At 57.3% G+C, this 12,169-nt stretch carries 13 protein-coding genes and 1 tRNA gene; 5 read left to right on the forward strand and 9 right to left on the reverse strand.

All coding sequences use genetic code 11. From position 1 onward, the window contains the following. Positions 1-122: 122 nt before the first annotated feature. The 5 genes from AC2FJV_RS17440 to AC2FJV_RS17460 all read right to left on the reverse strand — a co-directional run bounded on the left by AC2FJV_RS17440 (position 123) and on the right by AC2FJV_RS17460 (position 2,082). Positions 123-689 (reverse strand): hypothetical protein, encoded by a 567-nt coding sequence (locus AC2FJV_RS17440; protein ID WP_271951874.1) that lies wholly within the window; start codon positions 687-689, stop codon positions 123-125. A gap of 20 nt (positions 690-709) precedes the next feature. Continuing rightward, positions 710-1,231: a hypothetical protein gene (locus AC2FJV_RS17445; RefSeq protein ID WP_142639525.1), complete on the reverse strand. Its 522-nt coding sequence runs from the start codon at positions 1,229-1,231 to the stop codon at positions 710-712. Continuing rightward, positions 1,221-1,607 carry a hypothetical protein gene (locus AC2FJV_RS17450; RefSeq protein ID WP_271951870.1) on the reverse strand — a complete coding sequence of 129 codons (387 nt, stop codon included), beginning with the start codon at positions 1,605-1,607 and terminating at the stop codon, positions 1,221-1,223. Before AC2FJV_RS17450 ends, AC2FJV_RS17445 begins: the two co-directional genes overlap by 11 nt. Positions 1,608-1,791: 184 nt before the next feature. Next, complete coding sequence (gene ykgO / locus AC2FJV_RS17455; protein WP_008562923.1) at positions 1,792-1,917, reverse strand: type B 50S ribosomal protein L36; 126 nt, start codon at positions 1,915-1,917, stop codon at positions 1,792-1,794. Positions 1,918-2,007: 90 nt separating this feature from the next. Further along, positions 2,008-2,082 (reverse strand) — tRNA-Val (locus AC2FJV_RS17460). A 148-nt stretch (positions 2,083-2,230) separates the two neighbouring features. On the opposite strand from AC2FJV_RS17460, the gene AC2FJV_RS17465 reads away from it, so the two are divergent. Further along, positions 2,231-3,091, forward strand: a complete 861-nt coding sequence (locus tag AC2FJV_RS17465) for an N-formylglutamate amidohydrolase (protein ID WP_142639521.1) — start codon at positions 2,231-2,233, stop codon at positions 3,089-3,091. A gap of 2 nt (positions 3,092-3,093) precedes the next feature. On the opposite strand, the gene AC2FJV_RS17470 is transcribed toward AC2FJV_RS17465, so the two are convergent. Together AC2FJV_RS17470 and pyrF are read right to left on the reverse strand one after the other, a co-directional pair. Further along, positions 3,094-4,347: a DNA polymerase IV gene (locus tag AC2FJV_RS17470; protein ID WP_496694126.1), complete on the reverse strand. Its 1,254-nt coding sequence runs from the start codon at positions 4,345-4,347 to the stop codon at positions 3,094-3,096. A gap of 359 nt (positions 4,348-4,706) precedes the next feature. Continuing rightward, the gene (gene pyrF / locus AC2FJV_RS17475; protein WP_142639517.1) at positions 4,707-5,411 is read right to left on the reverse strand and encodes an orotidine-5'-phosphate decarboxylase; all 705 of its coding nucleotides are present in this window, start codon (positions 5,409-5,411) and stop codon (positions 4,707-4,709) included. 139 nt (positions 5,412-5,550) lie between these two features. Here pyrF and AC2FJV_RS17480 point away from each other — a divergent pair, with 139 nt between their 5' ends. Continuing rightward, on the forward strand, positions 5,551-5,883 hold the full coding sequence (locus AC2FJV_RS17480) for a hypothetical protein (RefSeq protein WP_142639515.1): 333 nt from the start codon (positions 5,551-5,553) through the stop codon (positions 5,881-5,883). A gap of 125 nt (positions 5,884-6,008) precedes the next feature. Beyond that, positions 6,009-8,627, forward strand: coding sequence for an ATP-dependent chaperone ClpB (gene clpB, locus AC2FJV_RS17485; protein WP_281973699.1), 2,619 nt, complete (start codon positions 6,009-6,011; stop codon positions 8,625-8,627). 53 nt (positions 8,628-8,680) lie between these two features. On the opposite strand, the gene AC2FJV_RS17490 is transcribed toward clpB, so the two are convergent. After that, positions 8,681-9,304: a class I SAM-dependent methyltransferase gene (locus tag AC2FJV_RS17490; protein ID WP_496714180.1), complete on the reverse strand. Its 624-nt coding sequence runs from the start codon at positions 9,302-9,304 to the stop codon at positions 8,681-8,683. A gap of 46 nt (positions 9,305-9,350) precedes the next feature. Beyond that, positions 9,351-10,166: a cyclase family protein gene (locus AC2FJV_RS17495; protein ID WP_271951861.1), complete on the reverse strand. Its 816-nt coding sequence runs from the start codon at positions 10,164-10,166 to the stop codon at positions 9,351-9,353. 254 nt (positions 10,167-10,420) lie between these two features. Here AC2FJV_RS17495 and msrP point away from each other — a divergent pair, with 254 nt between their 5' ends. Further along, entirely contained in the window at positions 10,421-11,323 is a 903-nt protein-coding gene (msrP, locus tag AC2FJV_RS17500; RefSeq protein WP_496689812.1) for a protein-methionine-sulfoxide reductase catalytic subunit MsrP, read from the forward strand. Between the two features lie 4 nt (positions 11,324-11,327). Further along, positions 11,328-11,951, forward strand: coding sequence for a protein-methionine-sulfoxide reductase heme-binding subunit MsrQ (msrQ, locus tag AC2FJV_RS17505; RefSeq protein WP_142639507.1), 624 nt, complete (start codon positions 11,328-11,330; stop codon positions 11,949-11,951). Positions 11,952-12,169 lie beyond the last annotated feature (218 nt).

A 12,169-nucleotide genomic window follows, 5' to 3' on the forward strand; every position in this document is an offset into this window, starting at 1 on the left:
CTGGCTCCGACCAAGTGGTGCAGCACAGCGGGGCCTTAGGGTCGGCAAAGCCCATCCTGGCTACGCCGTCATGGCTGGCCTAGTCGTGTTGATTTAAAAACTGAAAGATCGAGAGACGCTGCTTAGCGCTTTCTCTGTCTTTTTTCAGGTTCAGGTGGAGACGGGTCCGGGACAGGTGCGGGGGCCGGCTCAGGGTCCGGGTCGTCGGTCAACACCGGTTCTTTTTTCAGCATGACCTGTGTGACAGCTTCCATGTATTTCTGCAGCAGGACCGGCGGATCGGCCGGGGCCAGTTTGATGGTCAGCCTGCTTGCGCCTTCTTGGCTGTAAGCATAGCGCGAGGAATAGCTGGCATTGACCTGCGCTGCGACAGGGCCCCAACCACCTTTGACCGAAGCGCTGCCCGCTTTTTCGGTTTGCTTAGTCATTGAGATCGCCATTTTGACCTCAATTTCGGCTTCTTGCACCGCGTAGAATGCGGGTAGAAAGCCCATGGAAACCAAACTGAATTCTTTGGGGGGGCCATTGGGATTGGACAGGTCCGGAAGCTGGATCTTCTGATCGGCCATATATTTGGCGACATCTGTAGAATGTCGATCCAACTCGGTCTGCGACTCGGCAACGGAAAGCGCAAGCTTTTGAACCATTTCCGCAAACGGGACGTTTAGCAGTTCCTGCCCGATACTCATTTCCAATCTCCTCTGTTAATTCAGTCTTTCTCAATAATTTGCGTGGCGGTCCGCCTCCTGACGGAAAAAGTGACCTTGGAAGCGTTCTGGCTGATCGCCTGTTTTCGGGCATTCGTCGCGATTTGGGCTTTGGTGCCGTCCTGACCCAACCCAACAACCGCTTCGACTTTGACGTTGTCGATGGTGAAATCACTGCTCCCATCAGACCCGGCGAGGATCTGTTCACCCAGGGCTTGCGAGAATTCCTGCGCGTTGACGACCTGTGTGTCAGGATCGTCCGCTCCCATTGCCGCGCGGCCCTCGGCCATCGGGTTCATCACCGGGTTACCCGCGCCCATCAACATGCCGCCGCTGCCTTCTTCCAGATCGTCGATCCGTTCTTGGAGGTCGTTGATCGTCTCGAGCAGCGCGACTTCGCGCGCCTCCATTGCCGTCATGCGGTTTTCAAGTGACTGAAGCAGAGTGGTGAATGCCTCGGGCATCTCGGTGACGCGGACATCTATGGGCGCTCTTTTGGGGGCTTTGACTTTCTTAGTTGCCATCATTGCCATCCAAAGATCTGCTCTCATCTACGGGACCGGGCGCGAAACGCATTCGCATCGTGGACGCGCTTTTGGAATCGAGCGTGTCTGTCTGAGTCAGCTTCGGGCCAAAAATAAAGGTGCCAATCCTGCTGCGTTGGCCTTCTTCGGTGGAACTGCTCATCTCCATGACGACCTTCAGTTCCACATCGACATCCTGCATGTGATAAAAGACCGGCGGGATGCCAAGATCGCGCAGTTCCTGGGGGTAGTTCTTCAGCGCTTTCAGCTGATCAATGCTAAGCTGTTCGGCCGCCTGGGCCACACTGCGGCCTATATCGGCTACCATGTCGGTCAGAGTTGTTCCGAATATCTTGTCCAGATCATCGTTGGCCAATCCGACCTCCCGTCATAAAATCACGGAAAGCGTAGCACGAGATCGCCCTATCACAACGTTGAATCTTAGAACCGAACTTTCTGAGCGAATTCCTGCAGTTCCGTCCGCATTACATCTGGTTGAAATGCCGGACAAAAAAACCGCACCCGAAGGCGCGGTTCTTTGAATTCAGTATGTGCAGTTCTTAGCCCTGACGAGCTTTGAACCGACGCTGCGTCTTGTTGATCACGTAGACGCGGCCTTTGCGACGCACAACCCGGCAATCACGGTGCCGGTTCTTGAGCGAGCGGAGCGAGTTCTTGACCTTCATGGGTCTGTCTCCAATCTGCGGCGCCTTCATCAAGGACGTGGCCAGCGCCTGGGTTTGCGGGTGCCCCGGAAATCCGAAGCAGTGAGTTCATGGTGGGCGGTACAAGGATCGAACTTGTGACCCCTTCGATGTCAACGAAGTGCTCTACCGCTGAGCTAACCGCCCATGAAACCGTCGCGTGGCCAACCCCATAACGAAATGGGGCGCGGAACCCCGCGCCGGTAGCGGGGTCTATAAAAGGAGTCGCAAAAGGGTTCAAGGGGTTTGGTAGAACTATTTTCCGGTCTATGTTTGGTGCGAACAAGGAGTCGCCATGCAAAACGCTGCTTACCTACTGGATATGCCTGCCAAGCGCACGTCCTGTGTGGTTTTTTCCTCTCCGCATAGCGGTCGAAACTATCCAAATGGGCTGATGAAGCGATCGATTCTCAGCCAAGATGTGATTCGTTCTTCCGAGGATGCTTTTGTGGATCAGTTGTTTTCATCAGCGGCGGACCATGGTGCGCCACTGATTTCGGCGATGATGCCACGCGCCTATGTCGATCTGAACCGCAGCGCAGAAGAGCTGGATCCAGCCCTTATTCAGGGCGCGCGCCGCCAAGGCCATAACCCGCGGGTAGCGTCCGGGCTGGGGGTGATTCCGCGTGTGGTCGCCAATGGTCGAGAAATCTATCGCGGTAAGCTGACCATGGATGAGGCGCGTCTGCGAATCGATACCTGTTGGCGTCCCTATCATGCCCGGATCAAATCGTTGTTGGCAGAGTCGCATCAGGAATTCGGGCAGGCGATTCTGATCGACTGTCATTCGATGCCGCACGAAGCCGTGGCCCTTGCGTCAACAGTCAATTCCAGACGTCCCGAGATCGTGCTGGGGGATCGGTTCGGTGCCTCTGCAGCGCCAGAGGTCGTCGAACAGATAGAGGCCGCTTTCGTCTCGGCGGGTCTGAGTGTGGCCCGAAATACGCCGTTTGCCGGGGCCTATGTGACCCAGACCTATGGACGCCCCAGCCGCCACCAGCATGCTGTACAGATCGAGATCGACAGATCCCTGTATATGGATGAAAGCAGGATCGAGCCGAATGACAATTTCGCTGCCTTCAAAGAGACCCTGGGCGAAATCATCATGGATATTGCGCGGATCGGACCTGAGCCGCTGCAGCTCGCAGCCGAATAACCTCAGCGCAGGGCACGTCCTTTGACGATGGCATCCGTCCCAAAACGGCGGCGAATCTCATCCGTGGCGCGTTCGGCCTGCGACCTGCGCGAGGCATCCGGATCCAGCAGATCCCCTGAAATATCCGCCTGATCCTCGGGGCACAGATCCGACAGGCCACACCCCAACAGCCGATAGGGGCCCTGATCACCAACCTGATCGAACAGCGCCCGTGCTGTGCGATAGATCCGATCGGCAATCTGTGTGGCATCGCGAAGAGAAACGCGTCGCGTAATGAGTTTGTGATTGGCTCTTTTCAGTTTGAGCGTCACAACCCGCCCGGCCAGCCCCTTGGCCTTGGCCCGATCCGAGACTTTTTCCGCCATCCGCCAAAGGTGCCCATCGAGAATGTCGGCATTGGCCGTATCCTCAAAAAAGGTCGTTTCGTTGCTGATGGACTTCATCGGTTCATGTGCCGAAACCCGGCGCTTGTCCTGACCGCGGGCCAGATGCCACAGCCGGTAGCCCATGGAGCCAAACCGCGCGGTCAGATCCTCTTGGTCCCAGCGCAGTAGGTCCGAGAACAAGCGTATGCCTGCGCGGTCCAGCGATTCCTGCGCCGCAGGGCCTATGCCCCAGATCAGGCGCACTGGCTTGTCGTTCAGAAACGCGGATGTCTCTTCCTTGCCGATCACCGAAAATCCGCGCGGCTTGTCCAGATCGGATGCGACCTTGGCCAGAAACTTGTTATGTGACAGCCCGATTGACCCGGTCAGCCCCAACTCGGCCTTCATCCGCTTGACCAATCGTGCAAGCATGACGGCGGGTGGAGCGCCGTGCAGACGTTGCGTGCCGGATAGGTCCATGAACGCTTCGTCCAGGGACAGCGGTTCAACAATCGGCGTCAGCTCGTCCATCATCGACCTGATTTGGCGCGAAGCCTCGGCATAGACCGACATGCGCGGTTTGATCACGACAGCGTCGGGGCATAGTTGCAACGCTTTGAACATCGGCATTGCCGAACGGACGCCGCGAATCCGGGCTACATAACAAGCCGTAGAAACAACACCGCGCTTGCCGCCCCCGATAATGACGGGTTTGTCGGCCAGCTCCGGATTGTCCCGTTTTTCGACAGAGGCGTAGAAGGCATCGCAATCCATATGTGCGATGGACAGGTCAAACAATTCAGGATGCGTTTTGACGCGCGGGCTGCCGCAGACCGGGCAGCGGCGTTCCTTGGTCAGTTCTGTCAGGCAATCTCGGCAGAGGCCGGGCATTTTCTTTTCCCGTCTTCCATGCGGTCCGTAAGGTTCGGTGACTATATCATTCGCATGCCACGGGCAAAACCCGCACAGTGAGGGTAGGAACCAGATCTGCCAAAAGAAGGCCCCCCGCAAAGTGGCGGGGGGAGGTGACGGACCTCAGGAAGAGATGGTCCGCGGGGAGTATCACCTACTTAGATTCTCTCAAAATCGAATTTTTCGATAGAACCCAGTTCACACAGTGGAAACTCGTGTTTTGCATGTGTGTTTTGGGGCACAGGGACGATTTGGCGCGGATCAGGTGAAAAGTGACCTAAGGTCAACTGTTTGCGGGTTGTTCTTGCGAAAATTTAGCCTGATTTAGCCGGATTGCCCTAGTGTCGGGATAAGGAATTTAACTCTGCAAGCACCGCCTCTGCGGCGGCTTTAGGGTCTTGCGCCTGATAGATTGGGCGCCCGACGACGATGTGATCGGCACCATCACCGATGGCATTTGCCGGGGTTGCGACCCGTTTCTGATCTCCCAGAGCGGCACCGGCGGGCCGAACGCCGGGTGTCACGATCAAGCGGTTTTCGGCTTGGGGCAGGGCACGGATCAGCGCGGCCTCTTGCGGGCTGGCGATGACGCCATCGGCACCCGCCTCCAACGCTTTGGCTGCGCGTTCGACAACCAGGTCCCGGACATCGCCCGACTTCAGCAGGCTGGCATCCAGATCATCCCGGTTCAACGAGGTCAGGATGGTCACGGCCAGTATCTTGAGGTCTTTGCCAGACGCACCCTCTTTGGCGGCCCGCACCACGTGCGGGTCACCATGTACGGTCAGGAAATCCAAATCGAACTGTGCCAGACCGCGCACCGCATTTTCCACCGTATTACCGATGTCGAACAGTTTCATGTCCAGAAAGATGCGCTTGCCCTGATCCTGCTTTAACTCGTTCGCCAGGGCTAGCCCGCCCCCTGTCAGCATTCCCAGACCGATCTTGTAGAATGAGACACTGTCCCCCAACCTCTCGGCCAAGGCCAGACCGTCCAGGGCGTTGGGGACATCAAGGGCTACAATCAGGCGGTCATCGGACATTGGGGGCTCCTTTTTGGCAAACGTCTGCGTCCTAACGGTTTCGTGCGCTTCTGTCCATGCGCGCCTTGCGTGATTCAGATCACGGCAGAGGTTTCCAACTGTGCTATTATCGCGTTGTGCAACTGGGACGGAATTCGGAATGAGACAGTTTACGAAACCCACTATCGCAATCTGCGCGGGGCTGATGCTGGCCGGGTGTCAGGACATGGCGCTGGAAAAAGAGGCTGCTGATACAGTCCTGAGGTCTCCGACAAACGACAACCTCCGGCTGATTGGTGGTTATCGTTCGATGGATGATGACTGTCAGGTTACAGGGGAATCCGCCTTTACCGTGGATTTTCTGGATGACGCCGCCGATCTGGTTTCCTGCCCGACAGGCAGCGATGCGGCGCAATCGCTTGTCGATATGTACGGTGCGCGTTCTGTGGCGAAAACTGGGGGGTATACAGTTTATTCTGTGCCGCGTCGGTAGGTTGGATTCTGTTGGCAGACCCCTTGAACCGCGCAAGATATTTCCCAGATTGAATGTGAGGCCCAGACCGACGCGCGCTGCCAGGCGGGCGCGTCAAAACCGGGCGCTTAGAGAAGGAGCAAAATATGGACTTGAACAAGTTCACCGAGCGGGCACGAGGTTTCGTGCAGGCAGCGCAAACGATTGCGATGCGCGAGGGGCACCAGAGGTTGACCCCTGAACATATACTCAAAGCCTTGATGGACGATGATCAGGGGCTGGCCAGCAATCTGATCACCCGCGCAGGCGGAGCGCCCAGCCGTGTCGTTAACGCACTGGATGCGTCCATGGCCAAAATTCCCAAGGTCAGTGGCGATGCGGGCCAGGTTTATCTGGATGGTCAGACCGCCAAAGTTCTGGATGAAGCTGAAAAGATCGCCACCAAGGCAGGCGATAGTTTCGTGCCGGTTGAACGTATTCTGATGGCGCTTTGCATGGTGAAATCCAAAGCCAAGGATGCTTTGGAAGATGGCGCGGTGACGGCGCAGAAACTGAACGAAGCCATCAATGACATCCGCAAGGGCCGCACTGCTGACACCGCATCGGCGGAAGAGGGCTATGATGCGCTCAAGAAATACGCGCGTGACCTGACCGAAGCGGCGGCTGAGGGCAAGATCGACCCGATTATCGGGCGGGATGAGGAAATCCGCCGCTCGATGCAGGTTCTGTCGCGCCGCACCAAGAACAACCCCGTTCTAATCGGCGAGCCCGGCGTGGGTAAAACCGCGATTGCCGAAGGTATGGCCCTGCGCATCATCAATGGGGATGTGCCGGAATCGCTAAAGGATAAAAAGCTGCTCGCGCTCGACATGGGTGCGCTGATCGCAGGTGCGAAATACCGTGGTGAGTTCGAAGAACGCCTCAAGGCGGTTTTGACCGAAGTGACCGAAGCCGCCGGTGAAATCATCTTGTTCATTGATGAGATGCACACGCTGGTGGGTGCGGGCAAATCCGACGGCGCGATGGATGCTGCCAACCTGATCAAGCCTGCGCTTGCCCGGGGTGAGCTGCATTGTATCGGTGCCACTACGCTGGATGAGTATCGTAAATACGTGGAAAAAGACGCGGCTTTGGCGCGCCGGTTCCAGCCGGTTGTGGTTCAGGAACCGACTGTCGAGGACACGATCAGCATCCTGCGCGGTATCAAGGAAAAGTACGAGTTGCACCATGGTGTGCGTATCTCGGACTCGGCTTTGGTGTCGGCAGCGACCCTGTCGCATCGCTACATCACTGATCGCTTCCTGCCCGATAAAGCTATCGACCTTGTCGATGAAGCGTCGGCTCGCTTGCGGATGGAAGTGGACAGCAAGCCCGAAGAACTCGATCAGCTGGATCGCCAGATTCTGCAGATGCAGATCGAGGAACAGGCGCTGAAGCTCGAAGATGATGCGGCATCGAAGGATCGTCTGGAAACCTTGCAAAAGGATCTGGCCGATCTGCAGGAGCAATCTGCCGAGATGACTGCCCAGTGGCAAGCCGAACGTGACAAGCTGGCTGGTGCGCGCGATCTGAAGGAACAGCTCGACAAGGCACGGGCCGATCTGGAAATCGCCAAGCGCGAAGGCAACCTCGCCAAGGCGGGTGAGCTGTCCTATGGCGTCATCCCCGAGCTTGAGAAGAAGCTGACCGAAGCCGAAAACGCCGAAAGCAGCCAGATGATGGCCGAAGAAACGGTGCGCCCCGAACAGATCGCAAGCGTTGTCGAACGCTGGACGGGAATCCCGACCTCGAAAATGCTGGAAGGTGAGCGCGAAAAGCTGCTGCGGATGGAAGACGATCTGCATTCACGCGTGATCGGTCAGGATGCAGCGGTGACCGCCGTGTCCAACGCTGTGCGCCGTGCTCGTGCAGGTTTGAACGACGAAGGCCGTCCGTTGGGTTCGTTCCTGTTCCTCGGACCAACCGGCGTGGGGAAAACCGAGCTGACCAAGGCAGTGGCAAACTTCCTGTTCGACGACGACAACGCGATGGTGCGCATCGACATGTCCGAGTTCATGGAGAAACACGCGGTTGCCCGTCTGATCGGCGCCCCTCCGGGCTATGTCGGCTATGACGAAGGCGGTGTGCTGACCGAAGCCGTGCGGCGCAGGCCCTATCAGGTTGTGCTGTTTGACGAGGTCGAAAAGGCGCATCCGGATGTGTTCAACGTGCTGTTGCAGGTACTGGATGATGGTGTGCTGACCGATGGTCAGGGCCGTACCGTGGACTTCAAGCAAACGCTGATCATCCTGACCTCGAACCTCGGCTCTCAGGCGCTCAGCCAGTTGCCCGACGGTGCCGACAGTGCACAAGCGCGGCGGGATGTGATGGATGCGGTCCGGGCGCATTTCCGGCCCGAATTCCTGAACCGTCTGGACGAAACGATCATCTTCGACCGCCTGAAACGGGATGATATGGATGGCATTGTCGATATCCAAATGGCACGCCTGCAAAAACGCCTGGCCGCGCGGAAGATCGAGCTGGTTCTGGACGACGGGGCTAAGGAATGGCTGGCCAACGAGGGCTATGACCCGGTCTTCGGTGCTCGCCCACTGAAACGCGTGATCCAACGCGCCTTGCAGAACCCGCTGGCCGAGGCGCTGCTGGCGGGTGAGATCAAGGATGGCGAGTCTATTCCGGTCACCGCCGGGGCCGAGGGCCTGATCATAGGCGATCGGCTGGGCACGTCTGAGCGACCACGACCGGATGATGCCGTGGTGCATTGAACCTAAACTGATTGTTGAATGGACCCGCTTGACTGGTGGGTCCATTCTTGAATTTACCCGCGTTTTTTTGCGACTAACCCCCGGCTTGTCCGAGAGGGTGGGCCAGATGGGAAAGAATAGACCGTTTCGCAATCAAAACCTGCTTCATCTAGCAGCTCTAAGATCTCCACGCGCTGAAACGTTCTATGTCGCCATTGCAACCAGATGATGGCGTTACACCAATGTGGCTTTGATACCACCAAAAACAGGCGACCCCCCGGGCGCAGCAGTCTGTGAATGTCTTGCAAGGCTTGGGACGGATCTGCGCAATGTTCAATCACATGGGCCGCAAGAGCTACGCTCACGGGGTCTAGATTGACATTGCCTAGCACCCCTTGGGCTAGTTCTGGTTCGACCCCCCGCGCCCGCAGAGCCTTTTGACCTTGCCTGATCATCCCCGTGCTGGGTTCAAGTAAGGTTATCCTGGCCGGTTTTCCGTGGACCGCTACCCAGGCCTCGGCGAAGGACGCAGTGCCAGCCCCAATATCGACCACATGTGTCACGTCGTCAGCGACAGGCAATCCCGAGGTCAGGAATTCTAGGTAGCCATCATAGTACCCAAGCGCGCGCATCTTGTCCCGCCACCGGGGCGCGGCTGTATCGTAACGATGCGTGATTTCGGCAATGGGTTTGGGCATCGGTCCGTGCTTTGAAGGTATGCTGCATCACTAGTGCATCGTGGCTTTAGACCAACGCGAATATCCGTGCCGGACCTCCGGTGCCGCCAGCATGTTTCGGTGCGCCGATGACCAGCGTGGCCCCCGCGGCCGGAACCCGATCCAGGCCCGCAAGGCATTCGATGCCAAACCGACCCGAGGGCAGCCAGGCATAGTGGGTGGCGAAATCAGCAGACATGCCGTGATCCAGCGACAGGGTATCCACCGCAATCGACCGCGCGCCGGTGTCTTCCATTAACATCTGCGCCGCTTCGACGTGAAACCCGGGATAGTGCTGCGCCTCACCGTCGAAATTGCGGAACCCGTCCGTGGCGGTCTTGCCGGACCAACCGGAATGCATCGCCACGCAAGCGCCGTCGGGGATGTCTCCGTTGGCCGCAATCCACGCCTTCAGATCGTCCGGGGTAACGCGGGTGTCGGCGTCTTCGGCCGCGCGGGCGGCGATATTGACGACACAAAGCGGCGCGACCAGATCGGTCACCGGGATCTCATCAACAGACATGCCATCTGCGGAGAAATGCAGGGGCGCATCTATATGCGTGCCGGTATGTTCGTTGATCGACAGATTGAAAAGGTTAAAGCCGTGATCCGCGAAGTTGAACGCCTGTTCGGCCGAAATGCCGGGTTCGCCTCCCCAAGTTGGAAAGTCGGGGCTGAGCGTATGGGTCATGTCCTCGACCCCGCCATGACCTGCTGCCAGCGCTGCTGGTGCAATCGCTCCGGTGGTCGCAGCCGCAACGCTCGTGGCGGCCGCAGCTTTGAAGAAACTCCGCCGCGACAGCATTCGATCTTTGACGGCATTCATAACGCAGATGTCACACATTCTTCTTCTCCCACTGGTGGATTTCAATCGTTGGATGGGTCGTCCATCTTTTCCCTTGTTGGTAATACCTGCGGCCCAGCCTGCATTTTTGAGGCCTGCGTTGTAAAGGTGGTGACCACAGGTGGTGCCGCGACAACAGCCTCACCCCCTTGATACGTTACAAACTGGTCGCTCAATCGTGAGGCCTGTTTCCTTGGCTCTATGCTATCAGCAGACTACCTCACCTCAGAGGATGTATGAAGACGGAGACTTAGATGGCGCATCGCTGGACCAACACATTGACACATGCCGACGTCACCCCCCGGGCGGCGTTTCTGAACCGGCGCCAGATGATGGTCGGGATGGCGGGTGTCGGATTGGCAGGGCTGGCGCAGGGGGCAACCGCGCAAGAGGCGCTGGAGCCGAACACCTGGGAAGAGATCACCGGTTATAACAATTATTACGAGTTTGGTACGCGGAAAGAAGATCCTGCAAAATACGCCTATACTCTTGTTACTGAGCCGTGGAGCATCAAAATTGACGGTCTGGTGGACAAGCCCGGCGATTACAATTTCAAGGACATCCTGTCCGAAATGACCGTCGAAGAACGGATATACCGGTTTCGCTGTGTCGAGGCATGGTCGATGGTGATCCCTTGGAACGGGTTTGAACTGGCCGACCTGCTGAACATGGCCGGTGTTCAGGAAGGCGCCAAATACGTGGCCTTTGAAACCGCTTATCGTCCAGATGAAATGCCGGGTGTTCAGTATCCGGTTCTGGACTGGCCGTACCGTGAAGGTCTGCGGCTGGACGAAGCAATGCACCCGCTGACCCTGATGGCCACTGGTATTTATGGCCGGCCGATCCCGAACCAGAACGGCGCACCATTGCGTCTGGTGGTTCCGTGGAAATACGGGTTCAAATCCATCAAGTCGATCGTTCGCATTACGGTGTCAGATGTTGAGCCACCGACAAGCTGGAACATGGCCGGTCCGCGCGAATATGGTTTCTATAGTAACGTGAACCCCAATGTGGATCACCCGCGCTGGTCGCAGGCCTCGGAGCGTCAAATCGGCGGTGGGCTGTTTGCCAAGCGCATCCCGACGCTCATGTTCAATGGCTACGAGGACGAGGTCGCCGGGCTTTACGAAGGCATGGATCTGTCCAAGCATTATTGAGAGTATGAGCGCGCTGAACCAGATATTCCGTCGGATCCCTGATTGGGCCGTCTATTTGCTGGGGGTCCTGCCGGCACCCTGGCTGTTCTATCAAGGGCTGACCGGAGGTTTGGGTGCCGACCCGATTGAGGCTCTTGAGCATAAGTACGGCAAACTGGCATTGCAGTTTTTGATTGTTGTTCTGGCTATATCGCCCCTGCGCAGGTTTGTCGGCGTGAACCTGATCAAGTTCAGGCGGGCGCTGGGCGTTTTGACATTTATATATATCAGTCTGCATCTTTTGGTTTGGCTGGTATTGGATGTGCAGGCCCCCGGGCAGATCTGGGCGGACATCCTGAAGCGCCCCTATATAACTGTGGGTATGGCGGCATTTGTTCTGACGCTGCCACTGGCCGTGACGTCGAACAACTTTTCAGTACGGCAGCTTGGCCCGGGCTGGCGCGCGCTTCAGCGTTTGGTCTATCCGGCAGCAGTTCTGGGGGGCGTGCATTATGTAATGCAGGCCAAAGGATTTCAGATCGAACCCTTGATCTATTTGTCCGTGATTTTGGCTTTGCTTGCTTTGCGCCTACCGATCTCGACCCTGATGAGCCGATTCCGAGGTGCGATTCCGCCCGACTCGGCCTGAGTCTGCCAGCAAGCCTGTGCGAAACACAATTTTCCGTACGCATCTTGGCGGTTGGTCGCCGTATTTGGGCGCGGTTCTATTTGTAAGCATTTGTTTTATTTCAGTAAATAATTGTTTTGAAGATTTTCGAGAGTTTCGGGAATTTTCTGCTTGCGGTGTATGTTTGTAATGCTTAGAACCCCCTTCACCGGCGCTGCTGAGGCGCTTGTGACACACTG

It is taken from the genome of Ruegeria sp. CDSA241 (assembly GCF_059611265.1).